We start from the raw sequence: 20,056 nt of genomic DNA, 5'->3' as shown, positions 1-20,056 counted from the left end.
CATGAACATCTGTGTAGTAGCACTCGGCAAGATTGGCCTCCCGCTGGCCGTGCAGTTCGCCTCCAAGGGCCACCGGGTCATCGGCGCGGACGTCAACGAGAAGGTCGTCGAGCTGGTCAACGCCGGCGTCGAGCCGTTCCCCGGTGAGCACGACCTCGACGTCAAGCTGAAGCAGGCCGTCGACGCCGGGCTGCTGAGCGCGACCACGGACACCGCGTCCGCGGTCGCCGAGTCCGAGGCCGTCGTCGTGGTCGTCCCGCTGTTCGTGGACGCCGAGGGCACCCCGGACTTCGGCTGGATGGACTCCGCGACGAAGGCGATCGCCCAGGGCCTCAAGCCCGGCACGCTGGTCTCGTACGAGACGACCCTGCCGGTCGGCACCACCCGCACCCGCTGGGCGCCGATGCTGGCCGAGGGCTCGGGCCTGACCGCGGGCGAGGGCTTCCACCTGGTGTTCTCCCCGGAGCGCGTTCTGACCGGCCGGGTCTTCGCCGACCTGCGCCGCTACCCCAAGCTGGTCGGCGGCATCGACGAGGCGTCGGCCGCGCGTGGCGTGGAGTTCTACGAGCAGGTCCTCGACTTCGACGAGCGCGCCGACCTGCCTCAGGCCAACGGCGTGTGGGACCTGGGCACCGCCGAGGCCTCCGAGCTCGCCAAGCTCGCCGAGACGACCTACCGGGACGTCAACATCGGCCTGGCGAACCAGTTCGCGCGCTTCGCCGACAGCAACGGCATCGACGTCAAGAAGGTCATCGAGGCCTGCAACTCGCAGCCCTACAGCCACATCCACCAGCCGGGCATCGCCGTCGGCGGCCACTGCATCCCGATCTACCCGCGGATGTACCTGTGGAACGACCCGGCCGCGACCGTTGTGCGCTCCGCCCGTGAGGCGAACGCCGCCATGCCCGAGTACGCCGTCGACCTGCTGGCCGCCGCGTACGGCGACCTGACCGGCGTGGGCGTGCTCGTGCTGGGCGCCGCCTACCGCGGTGGCGTGAAGGAGACGGCCTTCTCGGGCGTCTTCCCGACCGTCGAGGCCCTCAAGGCGCGCGGCGCGGTCCCGTTCGTCTCGGACCCGATGTACACCGACGAGGAGCTCGCCGCGCACGGTCTGACGCCGCACGCGGGCGAGAAGGTCACCGCCGCGATCCTCCAGGCCGACCACGCCGAATACCGCACCCTGACCCCGGCCGACCTGCCGGACGTCACCGTCCTGGTCGACGGTCGCCGTACGACGGACCCGGAGGCCTGGAAGGGCGTCCGCCGCGTCGTCATCGGCGGCTGAGGCGCGCTTACGCGAACAACCCCGTGGCCCCGCCCCCGTACCCCGGGGCGGGGCCCTGGTGCAGAAAGGTTTCCCATGACCTGGCTGATCACGGGCGGTGCCGGTTTCATCGGCTCGCATGTGGTGAAGGCGATGACGGACGCCGGTGAGCGGGTCGTCGTCCTCGACGACCTGAGCACGGGCCGCGCCGAGCGGCTGCCGGACGGTGTCGTGCTGGAGGTCGGCACGGTGCTCGACGGCGACACGGTCGGGCGGGTGCTGCGGGAGCACGCCGTGACCGGCATCGTGCACATCGCGGGCAAGAAGCAGGTGGCCGAGTCCGTGGACCGGCCGCTGTACTACTACCGCGAGAACGTCGAGGGCATGCGGGTCCTGCTCGACGCGGCCGTCGCCGCGGGGGTCGGCCGGTTCCTGTTCTCCTCGTCCGCCGCCGTGTACGGCATGCCGGACGTCGACCTCGTCACCGAGAAGACGCCGTGCGCGCCCATCAACCCCTACGGCGAGACCAAGCTCGCCGGCGAGTGGCTGGTGGCGGCGGTCGGCGCCCGGCACGGCATCGCGACCGCCTCGCTGCGCTACTTCAACGTGGCGGGCGCGGCCACGCCCGAGCTGGGCGACGACGGCGTCTTCAACCTCGTCCCGATGGTCTTCGAGCGCCTCGACGCGGGTGAGGCCCCCCGGATCTTCGGCGACGACTATCCGACGCCCGACGGCACCTGTGTCCGCGACTACATCCACGTCGAGGACATCGCCTCCGCGCACGTCGCGGCCGCCCGCCGGCTGGCCGCCGACCCGAAGGCCCGGCTGGTCCTCAACATCGGCCGCGGCGAGGGTGTTTCGGTGTCCGAGATGATCGACGTCATCCAGGACGTCACCGGCCGCAAGGACGCCGAGCCCGACGTGACCGGCCGCCGTCCGGGCGACCCGGCCCGGGTCGTGGCCTCCGCCGACCTCATCCGCGAGGAACTCGGCTGGAGCGCGCGCCACGGCGTACGCGAGATGGTGGAGTCGGCGTGGGCGGGGTGGCGGCTGCGGCACCCGTAGCCGCCGCCGGCGGAAACGCTCGCAAACGCATGAGCGAGGGCCCCCGGGATGTTCCCGGGGGCCCTCACCCATCTGGCTGGTTCTCTTCGAGCCGGCTAGTTCTCTTCGAGAAGCAGCTTCTCGAAGTGCTTCTGCACCACGGGCCAGTCCCACACCGTCAGCGCGTGCTCGGTGGCGAGTTTGCCCGCGCCGCGCCAGGACTCCTCCGTGGCCGTGACCTTCAGGATCCGCTCGGCCGCCTCGGCGGGGGAGCCCACGACCCAGCCCTCGGGGTAGAGGGTGCGGGCGCTGTTGGGCTTGCCCGCGTAGAACGGCCAGTCGCGGACGACGGGGACGGCACCGCTGGCCGCGCCCTCCATCAGACCGACGTGGCAGCCCTCGCGCACCGAGGAGCTGAGGATCGTACCGATCTCGACGAGCTTCGACGGGACGTCGTCCGTCGGGCCGAGCCGGACCACCGCGCCGGACTCCTCCAGCGGGGCCAGCAGCTCCTCGAACTCGTTCAGGTACTGCCGGGTGGCCTGGCTGGTCTTCGGGTCCATGTCGCCGCCGACCAGGAGCAGCCGGTAGCGCTCGTCGTGCTTGCGGACCCGCTCCAGGACGTCCAGGGCCCACTTGGGGTCCTTGGCGACCTGGCTGATGCCGACCAGACCCAGGTTGAAGCGGGCCTCGGCCGGCTTCGCCCGGTTGAAGCCCGACAGGTCCATGGCGTTGTCGATGAGGTGGAACCTCGGAGCCTGCTCGCCGCGCAGCGTCGGCACGAGCGAGGCCGTGAGGTCCTTCACGTGCGGGGCGACGAAGACGAGGTCGTCGATCCGGGAGAAGTCCGTCATGTGCGGCCAGCGCGTGAACGCCTCGTAGCTGTGCAGGCGGACCACGATCCGGGTGTCGCCCGGGTCGATCGTGGTGAGCATGCCGGCCGGACCCGCCGCCCACTCCAGGAAGACGGTGTCGGCCCAGTCGAGGTGAGGGCGCATCAGGCGCTCCACCTCTTCCTGGTAGTCGCTCGTGCCGTCCGCCAGGCGGTCCTTGAGCATGCGCGGCGCCGCCCAGGAGATCCGCTTCAGGTGCTTGTTCGCCGCCAGGTCGAGGTAGCGCAGCTCGACGCCGGGGTGGTCGCCGAAGTGCTCCTTGATCAGGTGCAGGAAGTTGTCGTTGGCGCTCGTCGTCACCAGCAGCCGCAGCGGGCGGTCGGTGGGGGCGGGCGCGACGGGCACCTTGCGGCCACGGGGGCGGCTCAGCGCCTGGAACGCCTTGGAGCGGTGCAGCGGGGCCACGAAGCCCTCGGCGTCCTTGGCCAGCGGCGACGACAGCTGGTCGATGTGCAGCACCCGGTGGAAGTGCAGGAACAGGGCGCGGTTGATCGCCTCGGCCGCGTCGTCGCTCTTGCCCTTGGCGTACAGCGCGTCGGCGTTGGCGAGCTGGGCCGCGACCGCCTTGCCGAGATACCGGGGGCTGATGCCCTTCCTCAGCTCCTGCATCACGCCCTCGTAGTAGAGGTCCGCCCGCAGCTGGGGATCCGGGATCTTCGCGGCGGCGTCCGCGAGGGTGAGCGCGGCACCGCTGGTGCGGCCCGCCCACTGCATGCCCTCGGCGACGTACCGCGAGGTCGCGGCGCGCACTCTTATGGGCATGCCGGGCGCCGTCACGGCCGAACGCCACAGCCGGGCGCCGACGCCGGACCGCATCAGCGGCCGCGGGGTCGCCGTCCGCACCAGCTGGGCGGGCAGGCGGTCGACGCTGCGCTTCACATCACGGGCGACGGCGTGCAGCGGCGGCAGGACGGAGGAGCGGCGGACCGTGACGCCGCCCTGCGCCTTCAGTTCCTCGACGGCCTTCAGCGCGGGCGCGAGCCCGAACTTGGCCGGCGCGGTGCGGTTGTACTCGGCGAGCCGCCACACCGTGTACACGGTGGCCACGTCCAGGGCGACGAGCACGTCGGCCTTGCGGCCGTGGGAGCGCAGCCAGGAGTCACCCTTGATCTGCGTCCAGTTGCGCAGGCCCCGCGGGGCCTTGCCGAGCCGGCGGCGTACCGCCTGGCTGCGGTGCTTGAGGGTGCGCGGCAGCTGGTGCGTACTGGCCAGCCCGACCTTGGCGAGTTCCTCGGAGACGCCCTCGGCCTCCAGGTCGAACATGCCCGCCAGGTGCACGCGCGCGCCCTGGGCGCTGAACTTGCGTACGGCGTCGGCGAGAACGCCGAACTGCGGCCGTACGTACGCCACGAGCAGGACTTCGGTCACTTGGCGAGCTCCTCGACAAGGTTCTTGACGGCGACGGACATCAGCGCCTCTCGAGTGAACTGGTCGGCGTGGGCCATCGCCTCGGCGTGCTCCTCGTCGGTCGTCTCCACCGCCATGTGGGCGGCCTTGATGAACGACTCGGTCAGGCCCGCCTCGTCGATGCCGGGGGCGCCCGTCCACAGCGGGTGACCCCTCAGCACGTTGGAGGCGTCGTGCTCGGCGGCGTGCGCCGACACGATCGGAAGGCCGGTCGCCATGTACTCGTACACCTTGCCCGAGGTGACGTACCGGCCGCCGATGAGGATCAGCACCATCGCGTCCCAGCGGGCGTAGATCGAGGAGACCTCCGCCTTGGCGGCGGGACCGCCGAAGACGACGCCGTCGACCTCGGCCTCCTTGAAGACCTCGGCGTGCCGGTTCGCACCGCGGGTGGCGCCGTTGCCGAGGTGGCCGCGCAGCTCGAAGCGCGCGTTCGCCAGCAGCGGCTCCTTCTCGCGGGCGGCACGCCAGGCGTTCAGCACCGTCTCCAGGTGCGGGACGGTGAAGTTGACCGTGCCGAGGTAGCCGAAGACCAGACCGGCCTCGGGGTCCGGGTTGTGGGCCCGGCCCGGTGAGCTGTCCGCGTCGTACCCGTTGCGCACCACGTGCACGCGGCTCGCGAACTCGGGGTAGCGCTTGCGGTAGTGCTCGGCGATGGGGTCGTTGACGACCCACAGCGACGTCGCGTTGTCGAGGATCTTCTGCTCCCAGCGGCCTTCCGCCGAGTCGCGGGCGAAGGCCTCGACGCCGTCGATGACGTCGATGGACCAGCCGTCGCGGAAGTCCACCGCGTACGGGACCTTCGCCTCCTCCCACAGCTTCCAGGCCGCGGCGAGGTTCACGTACGGCACGCAGCTGGCGAGCAGCAGGTCCGCCGGGTGCTCCTGGTGGATGCGCAGCACGGCCTGCTCCAGGTCGTCGCGCCACTCACCGAAGTTGGGCTCCGGGAACGTCTCGGTCTGCCGGCGGCGGAGCTTGGCGACCCAGCCGTTGGGGTCCAGGGCACGCGCCTCGTCGAAGAGGCGGATGTCGGTCTCTAGGTCCTCGCGGGCGAGCGACAGTTCGACGATCTTCACGCGGGGGTCGACCTGGTCCAGCAGGGAGAGGTCGATGCCCGAGTCGAGTTCCCAGGACTCCCGGGCGATGTTGACGACCGTGACGTCCCAGCCGACCTTCACGAACTGGTTGGCGGTCTCGCGCATCCGGTACGTGGAGCTCTTGGCGGCCGGCGGGAAGCCGATGGCGAGGTAGATGACGTGCGGTCGCTTGCCTTCCGCAGGCGGCCCGGACGGGGGAGACGATGACATAGCGGTTGACGCTAGCACGCTGACATGCGCGGACTGTGGCTCGTGTGTGACCGCCCGCAGGCGGCCGCAGACGGGCCCCGGTTCCGCAGCTCATGTCATGCGGACCGGCTGCCCCCCTTCCATTCCTCCATGAGACGGACGACGTTGTGCGCCGCGCGGCCGTCGCCGTACGGCGTGCCGGGGTCGTCGGTCGGCACGGCACGGGTCACGGTCTCGGCCCACTCCTGGGGCGACAGCGTGTGCGGGTCGGGTACAAGGACGTTCCAACCCGTGTTGACGGTTTCCACCCACTCCGTCTCCGGGCGGATGGTGGTGCAGATGCGCTCCAGCAGGAACGCCTCCTTCTGCAGACCGCCGGAGTCCGTCACCACACCGACCGAGGCCAGCACGGCGGCGACCAGGCTCGCGTACGGCAGCGGACGGCCGACGTGCAGGTTGCCCTGGGACAGGTCGATGCCGTGCTCCTCGGCGCGGGCGACCAGCCGCGGGTGGGCGGCGAGCGCCACCGGCACCGGCAGCTTGGCGAGCGAGTCGACGATCGCGGCGAGCCGCTCGGGGTCGTCGGTGTTGTCCGGGCGGTGCAGGGTCGCCAGCAGGAAGGGCTTCGACGGGTCGATGCCCTCGGGCAGCTCCGGCGCGGCGAACTCGCCGGCACGGACCTGGTCGCGGATGCGCAGGCAGATGTCGACCATCACGTCGCCGGCCAGGCGGGTGCGGTCGGCGAGGCCCTCGTTCGCGAGGTGGCGCACGGCCTCCTCGGTGGGCGCGAGCAGCAGGTCGGCGCAGTGGTCGGTGAGGACGCGGTTGTGCTCCTCCGGCATCCGCCGGTTGAAGGAGCGCAGGCCCGCCTCCAGGTGCGCCACGGGCAGGTGCATCTTCACCGCGGACAGCGCGCCGGCGATCGTGGAGTTGGTGTCGCCGTAGACGAGCACCCAGTCGGGCTGCTCACGCTCGAGGACCGGGTCGAGCGCGGAGAGGACGGCACCGGTCTGCACGCCGTGGCTGCCGGAGCCGACGCCGAGGTGGACGTCGGGGTCGGGGATGCCGAGCCCCGAGAAGAAGACGTCGGAGAGGTCGGCGTCGTAGTGCTGCCCGGTGTGCACGATGACGTGCTCGTGCTCGGTCTCGGCGAAGGCCGCCGCGATGGGCGCGAGCTTCACCAACTGAGGACGGGCACCGACGATGCTGATGACTTTCACAGAGCACTCTTCTTCTGGGGGCGGCTGCTGGCTACTGGGGCTGCTGGGTAAGACGACTGAGCAAAAGAAACGGGCAAGGAAATGGTAGGCAGAGCGTTGGACGCACCAGGTCCGTGGTGGGTTGCCCCGCGGTGAGCGAGTCGTGTCCATGCCGTGGTCAGAACCCGGCTTCCGGGCTTCGACTCACTCGCATAACGATTTCGTGAATCTTGCGTTTACACGGGCGGAAACCGGATCAACTCGGGCGCCTGTCGCGGCGGCTCCTACAGGGCGCGCTCGACGAGAGCCCCGTCCTTCTCCTCGTACAGGGAACCGGTCTGCGGGCACTCCCACACGCCCGGCTCGCCGTCCCGTTCGACCAGCCGCACACCGGCGTGCCCGACCCATCCGACGCGACGGGCCGGAACACCCACGACCAGTGCGAAGTCAGGCACGTCCTTGGTGACGACGGCACCCGCGGCGACCATCGCCCAGCGGCCGATGGTGATCGGCGCGACGCACACCGAGCGCGCCCCGATGGACGCCCCGTCGGCGATCTTCACGCCGACGGCCTCCCAGTCGCCGCCGCGCTTCTGCTTGCCCTCGGGGTCCACGGAGCGCGGGTTGTGGTCGTTGGTGAGGACCACGGCGGGGCCGATGAAGACGCCGTCACCGAGCTCGGCCGGCTCGTAGACGAGCGCGTAGTTCTGCAGCTTGCAGTTGTCGCCCATCCGCACACCGGAACCGACGTACGCCCCACGCCCGACCACGCAGCCCTCACCGAGCCGCGCGCCCTCCCGGATCTGCGCGAGGTCCCACACACTGCTCCCGTCGCCGATCTCGGCACTCGCGTCGACCTGGGCGCTGGGCTGGACCCTGTAGTTCACTTCTCCGCCTTCCGGTGTCTGGCTACGCCTGGCGAGCATACGGGGAGGGGCCGCCCGTACGACGCGGGCGGCCCCTGCCCGCGGAACCGTGCCTGCTCAGTGTCCGTCGGTGGTGACCTGGTTGGCCGGAATCCAGTACCCGGCGAACTCCTCCGAGGTGATCCGCAGTATCGGCCGCCCGTTCACGACCGCCCTGCGGTCGAACTGGAGGGTGTGCGGCTTCGAGTACTTCAGCATCTTGAGCGTGCCGGCCGCGCCGTTGATGCCGTAGTCGATCGCCTCGACGGAGGCGTTCGCGGTGAGGGTGAGGGTGCGCGGCACCCGGTAGGTGACGGGCAGGTGCTCACCACGCAGGAACACGTTCGGGTAGGCCTCGGCGACCCAGTGGCCCTTGTACGCTCCGGCGCTGATCCGGTACCCGACGCCCGTGCCCTGGATGCGTCGGCGCACGTCGATCGGCGCCTGGGTGGCCCGGGCGAAGACGACCTTCTTCGAGCTGAGGACCCTGTCCGCCCTGGCCTTGGCCCAGCTGCCGTCGGAGTTGGTGTCCAGCTTGGAGAGGGTGTGGGTGCCGGCCGCGATGGTGATCACCGAGCCGGACTTCACGCCCGGCGGGACGTCCTCGATCAGCATGTCCAGCTGGTGTGCGAAGACCGGGCTGTTGGTGTGCCAGTGCAGCTGCTGCCACAGCGCGATGTGGTGGTGGTGATACGTGTGCGTCGGGATCCGGTGTGTCTGGCAGTAGTAGGAGAACCAGCGCGGGTTGCGCAGCAGGGCGAAGTGCCGGGCGATCGTCGTGCACGTGCCGTCGTACAGCTGGGCGGCGAGCCTGTTGCCGGTCAGCCGGAAGTAGTCCCAGATGCCGAACATGGCGAAGATCATGCCGTTGTACGTGTAGTCGCCCGTGCCGGCCGTCTTGAACGGGTACTCCTGGATCCACAGGTAGCCCGCCTGGTCCTTGTTCACCACCCACGGGTTCGTGTCGTCGGCGCGCAGCAGCGAGGCGAAGGCGCCGTCTGCGGCCGACCGGTACAGGGCCCGCTCGTCCGCGCTGAGCCCGTCCTCCAGCGCGGCGAGCTGGGCGAAGAGGCTGATCGACTCGCCCTGGGCCATGCCGGAGTACCAGGGCGCCTTGTAGACGACACCGCTGTGCTCGGCGTGGGTGAAGTCGAACGGGTACGGGAAGTACCAGGCGCCGCGGGTCTCGACGCGTTTGGCGATCAGCCGGTCGGCCTGGGCCCTGGCGCGCTCGAGGAACACGGCCTTGCGGGTCGGGTCGGTCTCGACGCGGTAGCTGGTGAGGCAGCCGAGGCCGAACTGGATCTGGCCCACGGGGTGGTCGTAGGACTTCCCGTCGTCCGCGTACATCATGTACACGCCGTCGGCGTTGAGGTGGTAGGTCCCCGCGGACAGGTTGGCGTTCGCCCAGGTCGTGGGCCGGTTGCGCCACGGCCGCAGGGCCTCCGGCAGATCCGGGACGATCTGGTAGCCGTCCTTCTTGAACTCGAACGGCAGGGTCGTCGGGTCGCCCGGCTCGGTCGGCGTGCCAGATGTGTACGGGATGCGCCTGGACGAGCTCGGCGCGCTGACGCTGCCGCCCTCGAGGGGGTCCGGCAGCGGCGGCACGGGGATGGACTCCCCGCCCGCGCCGGACGGCAGGCTCAGCGCGATCGAGCGCGGCGTGCCGGCGAGCGGGTCGGCCGGCGTGGGCGGCTCGAAGGCACCGGCGGCCATCGCGGTGACGGCGCCGCCCCCCACGACCGCCGCCCCCGCAGCGGTCCCGCCGGCCAGCCGAATGAAGTGTCTCCGACCGATTCCGCCAGGCCTCATTTCAGCCATAACTCTGGTCTCCCCGAGGATGTTGATCAACGGTGGTCAGCAGATGATCTTGAGCGGTGGCGATGTGGATCGATGGTCTTGCACGAAGTTTGTGGGTTCATGTGCCGGTCGAGAGGCGCCTGACTGACGTGAGGTGGAGGGAGCGTTGGGGTGCATCGGCGCGTCTCGGGATGTTCAGCGAGGGGTGAGGGGGCCCTGTGGTGGAACTGTGGCCTGACAGAAGTGCTGATACCGGATATACGCGCCTTGTGTGAGATCAAGGGTCGGTAAAAGATCGAGGTCGTCCAACTGGCGGTCGCCTCGGCGACAGCGGACCCGCAGGCGACGGTGGCGGGCCAGGAGGTGGCGGGCGTGAAGGGGGCGACCCGTCAACGGCGCCCGGCTGATGCGCGATCAGGCGTTTCCGTGACTCCTGTGGGCCGTCCGCTGCTTCAGTGGTCGCGCAGGGTGGTTATCAAGGCTCCGAGTTGGCGCGGGCCGGTGGCGAGGATGATCTCCGGTTCGTCGCTTTCGCGGAGGAGGATCGTTCCGGTGGGGGTGGTGGCGAGGTAGACGCAGGCGGAGCCCTCTTCGCTGTACGTCGACTTCTGCCAGTTCTGTTCGGTCATGTCTCGTCCCTCAGGTCTCTTGGGCGATGCGGTGGATGAGGTCGCGGGAGGCGGTGGGCTTCAAGGTGACTGCCTCCATACGGTCCAGGACGAGGCGGTACTTCTCCAGTTGCCCGGCGGCGTCGACGAGTTCGCTGCCGTGGGCGGTGTCGACCTCCACCGTGTCGAGGGTCGGCACCGGACCGTGGAAGTAGTCCACGGCGTGGCCTGTGGTGGGGAACGACGTGCCGTTGAACGGGATCACGCGGAGGGAGATGTTGGCCTGCTCGCCGGCTTCGGCCAGATGTTCCAGTTGGGCCCGGGCCACCTCGCGGCCGCCGAACTGCATCCGCAAGGCGGCCTCGTGGACGATCGCGGTGTACGGCGGGGGCTGCTCGCGGTAGAGGATGGCCTGGCGCTTGATGCGGTGGGAGATGCGGTACTCGATCTCGTGCGGGCGCAGGGACGGAACCGCCTCGCGGAACAATGCGCGGGCGTGCTCCGGTGTTTGGAGCAGGCCCGGGATGTTGATGACCTGGGTGACTCGCACAGCGGTGGCGTGGTGCTCCAGTTCCGCGAGGTCCAGGAGGCGGGGAGGCAGCGTGTCCCGGTACTCCTCCCACCAGCCGCGTGTCCGGTCCGCCGCCATGCCGGCGAGGGCGTCGACCAAGCTCTGGTCCGTGCAGCCGTAGATGTGGGCAAGCGTGCGCACGCGTTCCGCGCTGATGCCGAAGCGGTTGGCCTCGATGTTGCTGACCTGCGCCTGAGTGGTGCCCAGGGAGCGGGCGGCCTCGGCAGCGGTCATGCCGGCCCGTTCCCGCAGGCGGCGCAGCTCGATGCCGATGCGTAGGCGGCGTGCGGTGGGGGCGCTTCGTGGTGCCATGTCCTCGCTCCGTTCCGTACACCTGGTGTGGTGGTCACCCACACGAGGGAAATCCCTGAAGGGTTTGCTGATGGGTGCAAAACCTTCAGGGATTGCAGCCTACGGTGAGAACCAGGCCGCTCAACCAGCCCCGCCGATAACCCGGAAGCGCACCGCGCCGCATTGCAGGCGCGCGGCACTGCCACCGCCCGGCCAGGTCGTCGAGCGAACCAACTTCCCCCACCACAGGAGGCGTTCGTGGTCACCGTATCCCCGTCGGAGTGCGAAGCGGTCCCAACTTGGACGTACGTGCTTCAACTGCCCCACGATCCTCGTGGCGCCCGCATTGCTCGCGTCACCCTCCGGGCCGTCCTCGCCGGACACGGCATGGTCCAACTCCAGGACTCCGCCGAACTGTTGGCCACCGAGCTCGTCACCAACGCCTACCGGTACTCCACCGGCCCCGCCACGCTCCGTCTCCGTGGCCTCGGTCGTAGTCGGCTTCGCGTGAGCGTCTGGGATGCGAACCCCCACATCCCACCCCCCTTCGACAAGCGGTCCGGACCCCGACGGGTCCCTGCCCTGGCGGGCGCCGATGCGGAGGGTGGGCGCGGGCTCTTCCTCGTATGTCATTACGCCGAGACGTGGGGTGGGTATCCGCTCGGCGACGGCCTCTCCGGGGGCGGCGGGAAGCTCCTGTGGTGCGAGGTCGGCGGGTGAGCGTTGCCGAGGGGCGGGCGGCTGTCACAGCCCGGCGCTATCGTGGTTCAGGCGACACGCTCTGTAACCAGTGGAGGATCGTGGTGACCGTCATGACCGAGCGCCCCCGGGCCATAGACACCCCTCCGAGCGGAGCCTTCGAGGACCTGCTCCAGATCGTCGAAGGACTGGACACACCTGCCGGCTACAAGGCCGAGCTCATCCGGGGGAAGATCGTCGTGTCGCCGTGGTCGAAGCTGCGCCACAAGAAGGTCATGAAGTCGCTTCGGCTTCAGCTGGAGCCGCATGCTCCGGAGGGGCACGACGTGGACGTGGTGCCCTTCCTCTTCGCCTTTCCCGGGTCTGAGCGGGGATACGGGCCCGACCTGCACGTCGCCGACGAGTCGGCCTTCGACGCCGAAGGCCGTCACGCAGACGGCACCGCCCTCTCCCTCGCCGCCGAGCTGACCTCGGACTCCACCAAGGATGTCGACTGGCTCGACAAGATGGAGACCTACGGGCGGGTCGTGCCCGTGTATCTGCTGCTCGACATGCGGGTCGGGGAGATCAATGTTCTTTGGGATCCTTCTCCCAAGGGGTATCGGTCGCGGACCAACGTGCTCTTCGGGCGGCCCGTGCGCATCCCCGCACCGTTCGACTTCGAGCTCGACACGTCCGGGTTCGCCGTCGAAGAGGCCGAGAACCCGGAAGACGAGCAGAGGTGAGCGGCGGGCCCGGCCCGGTTTGACCCCCGAACGGCTGCCCCGTAGCCTTGACCCTCGGCGTGTCGGCTGACATGCCACATCCCCGTAAACCCTCTTCCTCCCGGGTGCCGGTTACCTCGGTGGTCGGGAGAGGCCGTCCGTGTTCGTTCCCGGGCGGCTGGACTGCGGGGATGCCGTCCCAGAGCGAGAGAGTGAGATCCGCGTGTACGCCATCGTGCGCAGCGGTGGTCGCCAGCACAAGGTTGCTGTCGGCGACATCGTTGAGGTTGACAAGATTTCCACTGCCAAGGTTGGCGACACGGTCGAGCTCTCGACCCTGCTCGTTGTCGACGGCGACGCTGTGACCAGCGACCCGTGGGTGCTGGCCGGCATCAAGGTCCAGGCCGAGGTCGTGGACCACCACAAGGGCGTCAAGATCGACATCCTTCGCTACAAGAACAAGACCGGCTACCGCCGTCGTCAGGGCCACCGCCAGCAGTACACGGCGATCAAGGTCACTGAGATCCCCGCGGCTGCGAAGTAAGGGACTGAGGAGACATGGCACACAAGAAGGGCGCATCGTCCACCCGGAACGGTCGCGACTCCAATGCCCAGCGGCTCGGCGTGAAGCGCTTCGGCGGTCAGGTCGTCAACGCGGGTGAGATCCTGGTCCGCCAGCGCGGCACGCACTTCCACCCCGGCGCGGGCGTCGGCCGTGGCGGCGACGACACGCTGTTCGCCCTGCAGGCCGGTTCGGTGCAGTTCGGCACCCACCGTGGCCGCAAGGTCGTGAACATCGTCCCGGTTGCCTGAGTCAGTACCTGATTCACGGCTCGACCGAACGTTTCGCGAGGCGGACCTCACTTCCCTTGTGGGAAGGCGGGTCCGCCTTTCGCGTGTTAGAGCAGTAGACAGAGCAATAGCTCGACCTTGACTTTCGTAGTGCTGGAGGCACCCACCATGACCACCTTCGTGGACCGCGTCGAACTGCATGTCGCCGCGGGTAACGGAGGCCACGGCTGTGCCTCCGTCCACCGTGAGAAGTTCAAGCCGCTCGGCGGCCCCGACGGGGGCAACGGCGGCCGCGGCGGCGATGTGATCCTGGTCGTCGACCAGTCGATCACCACGCTCCTCGACTACCACCACAAGCCCCACCGCAGCGCCACCAACGGCAAGCCCGGCGAGGGCGGCAACCGCTCCGGCAAGGACGGTCAGGACCTGATCCTGCCGGTCCCGGACGGCACGGTGATCCAGGACAAGGCCGGCAATGTGCTGGCGGACCTGGTCGGCCACGGCACCTCGTACGTCGCCGCCCAGGGCGGTCGCGGCGGTCTCGGCAACGCCGCGCTGGCCTCGGCCCGCCGCAAGGCGCCCGGCTTCGCGCTGCTCGGCGAGCCCGGCGACTTCCACGACATCGTCCTGGAGCTGAAGACGGTCGCGGACGTGGCCCTCGTCGGCTACCCGAGCGCGGGCAAGTCGTCGCTGATCTCCGTCCTGTCCGCCGCCAAGCCGAAGATCGCGGACTACCCGTTCACGACGCTCGTCCCGAACCTGGGCGTGGTGACGGCCGGTTCCACGGTCTACACGATCGCCGACGTGCCGGGCCTGATCCCGGGCGCCAGCCAGGGCAAGGGCCTGGGCCTGGAGTTCCTGCGCCACGTCGAGCGGTGCAGCGTCCTCGTGCACGTGCTGGACACGGCGACCCTGGAGTCCGAGCGCGACCCGCTCTCCGACCTCGACATCATCGAGGAGGAGCTCAAGCAGTACGGCGGCCTCGGCAACCGGCCGCGGCTCGTGGTCCTGAACAAGATCGACGTGCCGGACGGCAAGGACCTCGCCGAGATGGTCCGCCCGGAGCTGGAGGCGCGCGGTTACCGGGTCTTCGAGGTGTCCGCGGTCGCCCACATGGGTCTGAAGGAGCTCTCCTTCGCCATCGCCGAGATGGTGGGCGCGGCGCGCGCGGCCAAGCCGAAGGAGGAGGCGACCCGGATCGTCATCCGTCCGAAGGCGGTCGACGACACCGGCTTCACCGTCTCCCTGGAGGAGGACGGCCTGTTCCGCGTCCGGGGCGAGAAGCCCGAACGCTGGGTGCGGCAGACCGACTTCAACAACGACGAGGCCGTCGGCTACCTCGCCGACCGGCTCAACCGCCTCGGTGTCGAGGACGCCTTGATGAAGGCGGGCGCCCGGGGCGGCGACGGCGTGGCCATCGGCCCCGAGGACAACGCGGTCGTCTTCGACTGGGAGCCGTCCGTGACGGCCGGCGCCGAGATGCTCGGCCGCCGAGGCGAGGACCACCGCTTCGAGGAGCCGCGTCCCGCGACCCAGCGCCGCCGGGACAAGCAGGCCGAACGCGACGAGGCGGCCCAGGAGTTCGAGGGCTTCGAGCCCTTCTAGTCCTGTATCGTCCAGAGCTTGCGGACCCGTTGCGGCGAACCCCGCAACGGGTCCCTCTTTGTCTCCCCACTTGTCATGCACGCGAATTCCTGAGTTCAGCAGGCTGACCCGGGCCGCATGACAGCCTCGTTGTGTCCAAGAGGCCAGCGAGACAAGGGAGTTCACGGGTGGCAGCCGACCGTCGCCGTTTCCTGACCGCCGGTGCCGCCGTGATCGGCGCCGCCGCCTCCGCCCAACTGTGGCTGCCCGCCACCGCCCGCGCGGCCGAGGCGCCGCTGCCCGACGGGGTGTTCAGCCTCGGTGTCGCCTCCGGGGACCCCCTGCCCGACGGCATCGTGATCTGGACCCGGCTGGCCCCGGACCCGCTGCACGGCGGCGGCATGCCCGACCGGACCGTCCAGGTGCAGTGGGAGATCTCGCCCGACCCGCGCTTCGCCACGTCGGTGCGCCGGGGCACCGCAGACGCCCAGCCCGCGTACGGGCACAGCGTTCACGTGGATGTACGAGGGCTGCGTCCGGGACGGGTCTACTGGTACCGCTTCCGGGCCGGCGGGCAGCTCTCGCCGGTGGGCCGTACCCGGACCGCGCCCGGGTTCCTCGGCTCCGGCGGCCCGTTGCGCCTCGCGCTCGCCTCCTGCCAGAACTGGCAGCACGGCTACTTCACGCCGTACGCCGACATGCTGGCGCAGGACCCGGACGTCGTCCTCTTCGTCGGCGACTACATCTACGAGTCGGCCCCCTCGTCGACGGCCGTGCGGCGGCACGAGGGGAGCGGGGAGCCGTACAGCCTGGTCCAGTACCGCAACCGGTACGCCCAGTACCGCAGCGACCCCGACCTCCAGCGGATGCACGCCCACGCGCCCTGGGTGGTCACCTTCGACGACCACGAGGTCGACAACGACTTCGCCGGGGAGATCCCGCAGGACCCCGACCGGCAGACGCACGCCGCCTTCGTGGCCCGGCTGACCGCGGCCTACCAGGCGTACTACGAGCACATGCCGGTCCGGGCGACCGCGATCCCGAACGGACCGCACATCCGCATGTACCGCCGCTTCCAGTTCGGTCGCCTGGCCCGGCTCAACGTCCTGGACACCCGGCAGTACCGCAGCGACCAGGCCACCAGCCAGGCGGGCGCCCAGAACCCCGCGCTCACCATGCTCGGCGCCGAGCAGAAGCAGTGGCTGCTCGACTCGCTGCACGGCTCCGGCGCCCGCTGGAACCTCGTCGCCTCACAGATCATGCTGGCCGAGACCGACCTGCTGGCCGGCCCGGGCAAGAAGTGGTTCTACGACGCCTGGGACGGCTACCAGGTCGAACGAGGCGCCCTCCTGGGGGAGTTGGCGGGCGTCCGCAACCCCGTCGTGCTCAGCGGCGACCGGCACCTCACCATGATCAGCGACCTGAAGAAGGACTTCGCCGACCCGGGCTCCGCGGTCGTCGGCGCCGAGTTCGTCGGCACGTCCATCTCCAGCGCCGGCGACCAGGACCAGGCCGCCTTCCACGCCCAGTGGGACCCGCTGCAGGCCGACACCCGCACTGGAAGCTGATCGACGCCCACCGCGGCTACCACCTCTTCGACATCCGCGCCGACGCCGTCGACGCGCAGGTCCGGGTGGTCGACACCGTCCTCAGGCCGAAGGCGACCGCCCGCACGCTCGCGAACCTGCGGGTGACTGACGGCAGGCCCGGCGTCCGGCGGGCGTGAAGGCCCCGGTGTGGAAGCACCCAGTTGTCAAAGAGACGGTAAGAGAGGAGCCCGGGACTCATCGACGCCCCAGGTTGCTCTCAGCGTCCCCTAAGGAACCTCTCTTACCGTCCCTTGACCATGGAGACGGACTGTACGAGCAACGACGCCCAGGCCCCCGCAGAACGTGCCCCCGCGGCGCCCGCCCCACTGCCCGCCGGCACCCGCCTGCTGCACATCGGCCCGCACAAGACCGGGACCACCGCGATCCAGGGCGCCCTCTTCGCGGCGAAGGAGGAGCTCCCGTCGTACGGCGTCGCCTTCCCGGCGCACAGCAGACACCCCATGCAGGCCGTGCTGGCGGCCTGCTCCGGGACCGGGATGATCGGCGACTCCACGCCCGCCGAGCGGCACTGGACGCAGCTCGTGGACCAGGTGAACGCCACCGGCCGCAGCACCTCCGTGATCAGCAGCGAGTTCTTCGCCGACGCCCCGGACGACGCGACCGTCGAGCGGATCGTCCAGCAGATCGGCGGGGAGCCCGGCCGGGAGCGGGTGCACGTTCTCGTCACCCTGCGCCCGCTGGTGAGGATCATGCCCTCGCAGTGGCAGCAGTACGTCCAGAACGGTCTGCGCATGGGCTACGAGGAGTGGCTGGAGCACATGCTCCGCAAGGCCCCGTACGAGAAGCCCAACCCCAGTTTCTGGCGCCGGCACCGGCATGACCGGCTGGTGGAGCGGTGGGTGCGGGCGGTCGGCGCGGAGCGGGTCACCGTCGTCGTGGTCGACGACCGGGACCGGGGCGGGCTGATGCGCACCTTCGAGGCGCTGCTCGGACTGCCCGCGAATCTCCTGCAGCCCGTTCCCGACACGGCGAATCGTTCTCTCACCCTCGCCGAGACCGAAATGCTGCGGACCCTCAACAAGGAATTCCGCGGTAATGACCTGCCCGACGAGCTCTATTCCAGGCTGGTTCGCAACGGCGCTGTCATGCATATGAAGAACACGTGTAGCCCCACTTCACGGGATGTGAAGATCTCCACACCGGACTGGGCGGTCGAGGCGGCCGCCCGGATCGGTGCCGAGATGGCCGGCCGCATCGCACGGACCGGGGTGCGAGTGATCGGCGACCCGGCCCTGCTGTCCGCCACGACCGGGCCCGCCGGGCGGGGGACGGGGGAGGCTCAGGGGTTCGAAGAGGCCCGGATCGCGCCCGAGGTGGCCGCTCAGGCCCTGTACGGGGCGCTCGCGGCGGTGGCCGCCGCACCCGGCAGGGGTGTGGCGCGCACCGTGCACCAGACTTCGTCGAAGGAGCTGGTGCGGGTACTGGGACACCGGTGCCTCAAACGGCTGCGGCGGCACTGACACCCGTCGACAGACGTTAGAGTCAGCCTCGTCACTGCCGTCATTCTCGTCACTCTCGGCAATGGGTGACGTCCTGTGGAGTTACTCACAGGATTTCCAGGGCGCATCCGCGGGAAGCCGCGTCGATGTCTTAGCAATCACCAGCAGCGGAAGGTGAATGGCAGGTTGCGAGCACATTTGCAGCGAACGGCGCTCACCTTGCATCGCGGTAACCGAAAGTGGGACGCTTTCTCCGTCCCTGTCGTCCCAAGGTAGGTCCTCTGTGTCCCAGCGCATAGCCAAGCCCCGTACCACCGCAGTGATCCTGGCCGGTGGCACCGGCCAGCGGGTGGGTCTGTCGATCCCCAAGCAGCTGCTGAAGATCGCCGGCAAGGCAGTCATCGAACACACCCTGACCACCTTCGAGAAGGCCGACTCGGTCGACGACATCATCGTGCTCATGGCGCCGGGCTATGTGCCCGACGTCGAGAAGATCGTGTCCAAGGCCGGGCTCAAGAAGGTCCGGGCGATCATCGAGGGCGGCTCGACGCGGAACGAGACCACCGAGCGCGCCATCGCCGCGCTGGGCGAGGGGCTGGCCGACGGCGAGGACCTCAACGTCCTCTTCCACGACGCCGTACGCCCCCTGCTCTCGCAGCGCGTCATCGACGACTGCGTGGTGGCGCTGGAGCGTTACCAGGCGGTCGACGTCGCCATCCCGTCCGCGGACACCATCATCGTCACGCGCACGCACGGTGAGGACGGGGAGTTCATCACGGAGATCCCGGACCGCTCCCGGCTGCGCCGCGGCCAGACCCCGCAGGCGTTCAAGCTGTCCACCATCCGCCGGGCCTACGAGGTGGCGGCGGGCGACCCCAACTTCCAGGCCACGGACGACTGCACGGTCGTCCTGCGTTACCTGCCGGACGTGCCGATCCACGTCGTGGCGGGCGACGAGTACAACATGAAGGTGACCCAGCCCGTCGACGTCTTCATCGCCGACAAGCTCTTCCAGCTGGCCTCCACCGCCACGCCCGAGCCGTACGGCGAGGAGGTCTACCGCGAGCTGCTCACCGGCAAGACGGTGGTCGTCTTCGGCGGTTCGTACGGCATCGGCAAGGACATCGCCGAACTCGCCGGGTCCTACGGCGCCACGGTCTACGCCCTGGGCCGCTCCACCACCGGCACGCACGTGGAGAACCCTGAGGAGGTCGACGACGCCCTGTCCAAGGCGTACAGCGAGACCGGGCGCATCGACTACGTCGTCAACACCGCGGGCGTGCTCCGCATCGGCAAGCTGGCCGAGACCGACAATGCGACCATCGAGGAAGCGCTGAAGGTCAACTACCTGGCACCGGTACAGATCGCACGTTCGGCTTACAAGTACCTCGCCGAGACGAAGGGCCAGTTGCTGCTGTACACCTCCAGCAGCTACACCCGCGGCCGCGCGGAGTACAGCCTCTACTCCTCGACCAAGGCCGCCATGGTGAACCTCACCCAGGCCCTGTCCGACGAGTGGGCCGGTGACGGCATCCGGGTGAACTGCGTCAACCCGGAGCGGACGGCGACGCCCATGCGCACCAAGGCCTTCGGCCAGGAGCCCGCGGGCAGCCTGCTCTCCTCCGAGGCGGTCGCCCGCACCTCACTCGACGTGCTGCTTTCCGAACTCACCGGCCATGTCATCGACGTTCGTCAGCAGGACCCGACGGCGGCGGCCGGCAAGGCCTCCGGCTTCGAGCAGGCCCTGGCCGGCGTCCTCGACCGACAGGACGGCGTGGCATAATCAAGCCCAAATAGCCATCGATTTTTCAGGCCTCTGTCGCTCCCTGTTTACGGAGAATTCACAGAGGCCTGAACCCGTAAAACTCCCGAAACCTTCACAAAGGATTTTCCGGACTTTTAGCACCTATGACCGGCCCCCTCCCAGAGCAGGTTTCTCCGTGATATCCACCGCTATTCG

At 69.6% G+C, this 20,056-nt stretch carries 16 protein-coding genes and 1 pseudogene; 10 read left to right on the top strand and 7 right to left on the bottom strand.

Annotated elements, in window-relative coordinates; all coding sequences use genetic code 11:
* The first annotated feature begins 1 nt into the window (after position 1).
* Both OG289_RS17995 and galE read left to right on the top strand, forming a co-directional pair.
* The gene (locus tag OG289_RS17995; protein WP_327315040.1) at positions 2 to 1,285 is read left to right on the top strand and encodes a nucleotide sugar dehydrogenase; all 1,284 of its coding nucleotides are present in this window, start codon (positions 2 to 4) and stop codon (positions 1,283 to 1,285) included.
* Positions 1,286 to 1,360: 75 nt separating this feature from the next.
* A complete protein-coding gene (galE, locus tag OG289_RS17990; RefSeq protein WP_327315039.1) occupies positions 1,361 to 2,329 on the top strand; it encodes a UDP-glucose 4-epimerase GalE in 969 nt (322 codons plus the stop codon).
* A 95-nt stretch (positions 2,330 to 2,424) separates the two neighbouring features.
* On the opposite strand, the gene OG289_RS17985 is transcribed toward galE, so the two are convergent.
* The 7 genes from OG289_RS17985 to OG289_RS17955 all read right to left on the bottom strand — a co-directional run bounded on the left by OG289_RS17985 (position 2,425) and on the right by OG289_RS17955 (position 11,289).
* Positions 2,425 to 4,569, bottom strand: coding sequence for a glycosyltransferase family 1 protein (locus OG289_RS17985; protein ID WP_327315038.1), 2,145 nt, complete (start codon positions 4,567 to 4,569; stop codon positions 2,425 to 2,427).
* Positions 4,566 to 5,810, bottom strand: coding sequence for a glycosyltransferase (locus tag OG289_RS17980; protein ID WP_327320721.1), 1,245 nt, complete (start codon positions 5,808 to 5,810; stop codon positions 4,566 to 4,568). Before OG289_RS17980 ends, OG289_RS17985 begins: the two co-directional genes overlap by 4 nt.
* Positions 5,811 to 6,010: 200 nt before the next feature.
* A complete protein-coding gene (wecB, locus tag OG289_RS17975; RefSeq protein WP_327315037.1) occupies positions 6,011 to 7,114 on the bottom strand; it encodes a non-hydrolyzing UDP-N-acetylglucosamine 2-epimerase in 1,104 nt (367 codons plus the stop codon).
* Between the two features lie 263 nt (positions 7,115 to 7,377).
* A complete protein-coding gene (locus OG289_RS17970; RefSeq protein ID WP_327315036.1) occupies positions 7,378 to 7,980 on the bottom strand; it encodes an acyltransferase in 603 nt (200 codons plus the stop codon).
* A gap of 96 nt (positions 7,981 to 8,076) precedes the next feature.
* A complete protein-coding gene (locus OG289_RS17965) occupies positions 8,077 to 9,738 on the bottom strand; it encodes a D-glucuronyl C5-epimerase family protein (protein WP_327315035.1) in 1,662 nt (553 codons plus the stop codon).
* 512 nt (positions 9,739 to 10,250) lie between these two features.
* On the bottom strand, positions 10,251 to 10,427 hold the full coding sequence (locus OG289_RS17960; protein ID WP_327315033.1) for a DUF397 domain-containing protein: 177 nt from the start codon (positions 10,425 to 10,427) through the stop codon (positions 10,251 to 10,253).
* Between the two features lie 10 nt (positions 10,428 to 10,437).
* Positions 10,438 to 11,289 (bottom strand): helix-turn-helix domain-containing protein, encoded by an 852-nt coding sequence (locus tag OG289_RS17955; RefSeq protein WP_327315032.1) that lies wholly within the window; start codon positions 11,287 to 11,289, stop codon positions 10,438 to 10,440.
* A 237-nt stretch (positions 11,290 to 11,526) separates the two neighbouring features.
* On the opposite strand from OG289_RS17955, the gene OG289_RS17950 reads away from it, so the two are divergent.
* From OG289_RS17950 to OG289_RS17915, 8 genes and pseudogenes are all read left to right on the top strand, one after another.
* Positions 11,527 to 11,988 carry an ATP-binding protein gene (locus OG289_RS17950; protein ID WP_327315031.1) on the top strand — a complete coding sequence of 154 codons (462 nt, stop codon included), beginning with the start codon at positions 11,527 to 11,529 and terminating at the stop codon, positions 11,986 to 11,988.
* Between the two features lie 92 nt (positions 11,989 to 12,080).
* Entirely contained in the window at positions 12,081 to 12,692 is a 612-nt protein-coding gene (locus OG289_RS17945; protein ID WP_327315030.1) for a Uma2 family endonuclease, read from the top strand.
* A gap of 202 nt (positions 12,693 to 12,894) precedes the next feature.
* A complete protein-coding gene (gene rplU, locus OG289_RS17940; RefSeq protein ID WP_007381993.1) occupies positions 12,895 to 13,215 on the top strand; it encodes a 50S ribosomal protein L21 in 321 nt (106 codons plus the stop codon).
* Between the two features lie 14 nt (positions 13,216 to 13,229).
* Complete coding sequence (gene rpmA, locus OG289_RS17935) at positions 13,230 to 13,484, top strand: 50S ribosomal protein L27 (protein ID WP_010041940.1); 255 nt, start codon at positions 13,230 to 13,232, stop codon at positions 13,482 to 13,484.
* Positions 13,485 to 13,631: 147 nt separating this feature from the next.
* Entirely contained in the window at positions 13,632 to 15,068 is a 1,437-nt protein-coding gene (gene obgE / locus OG289_RS17930) for a GTPase ObgE (RefSeq protein WP_327315029.1), read from the top strand.
* A 131-nt stretch (positions 15,069 to 15,199) separates the two neighbouring features.
* Positions 15,200 to 16,773: pseudogene (locus OG289_RS17925) on the top strand (alkaline phosphatase D family protein).
* A gap of 120 nt (positions 16,774 to 16,893) precedes the next feature.
* Entirely contained in the window at positions 16,894 to 18,117 is a 1,224-nt protein-coding gene (locus tag OG289_RS17920) for a hypothetical protein (protein ID WP_327315028.1), read from the top strand.
* Between the two features lie 262 nt (positions 18,118 to 18,379).
* A complete protein-coding gene (locus OG289_RS17915; protein ID WP_327315027.1) occupies positions 18,380 to 19,879 on the top strand; it encodes a bifunctional cytidylyltransferase/SDR family oxidoreductase in 1,500 nt (499 codons plus the stop codon).
* Positions 19,880 to 20,056: the final 177 nt, after the last annotated feature.

The sequence above is a fragment of the Streptomyces sp. NBC_01235 genome, from assembly GCF_035989285.1.
Lineage (GTDB): Bacteria > Actinomycetota > Actinomycetes > Streptomycetales > Streptomycetaceae > Streptomyces.
Note: the sequence above shows the minus strand (reverse complement) of the source record. Positions and strands in the feature narration are given on the sequence as shown.

Excerpts from the sequence above, each read along its gene's own strand:
- OG289_RS17995 (WP_327315040.1), top strand. The coding sequence starts at position 2 with ATGAACATCTGTGTAGTAGCACTCGGCAAGATTGGCCTCCCGCTGGCC.
- galE (WP_327315039.1), top strand. The coding sequence starts at position 1,361 with ATGACCTGGCTGATCACGGGCGGTGCCGGTTTCATCGGCTCGCATGTG.
- OG289_RS17980 (WP_327320721.1), bottom strand. The coding sequence starts at position 5,810 with ATGCGCGAGACCGCCAACCAGTTCGTGAAGGTCGGCTGGGACGTCACG.
- OG289_RS17960 (WP_327315033.1), bottom strand. The coding sequence starts at position 10,427 with ATGACCGAACAGAACTGGCAGAAGTCGACGTACAGCGAAGAGGGCTCC.
- OG289_RS17955 (WP_327315032.1), bottom strand. The coding sequence starts at position 11,289 with ATGGCACCACGAAGCGCCCCCACCGCACGCCGCCTACGCATCGGCATC.
- OG289_RS17945 (WP_327315030.1), top strand. The coding sequence starts at position 12,081 with ATGACCGAGCGCCCCCGGGCCATAGACACCCCTCCGAGCGGAGCCTTC.
- rpmA (WP_010041940.1), top strand. The coding sequence starts at position 13,230 with ATGGCACACAAGAAGGGCGCATCGTCCACCCGGAACGGTCGCGACTCC.
- obgE (WP_327315029.1), top strand. The coding sequence starts at position 13,632 with ATGACCACCTTCGTGGACCGCGTCGAACTGCATGTCGCCGCGGGTAAC.
- OG289_RS17920 (WP_327315028.1), top strand. The coding sequence starts at position 16,894 with ATGGAGACGGACTGTACGAGCAACGACGCCCAGGCCCCCGCAGAACGT.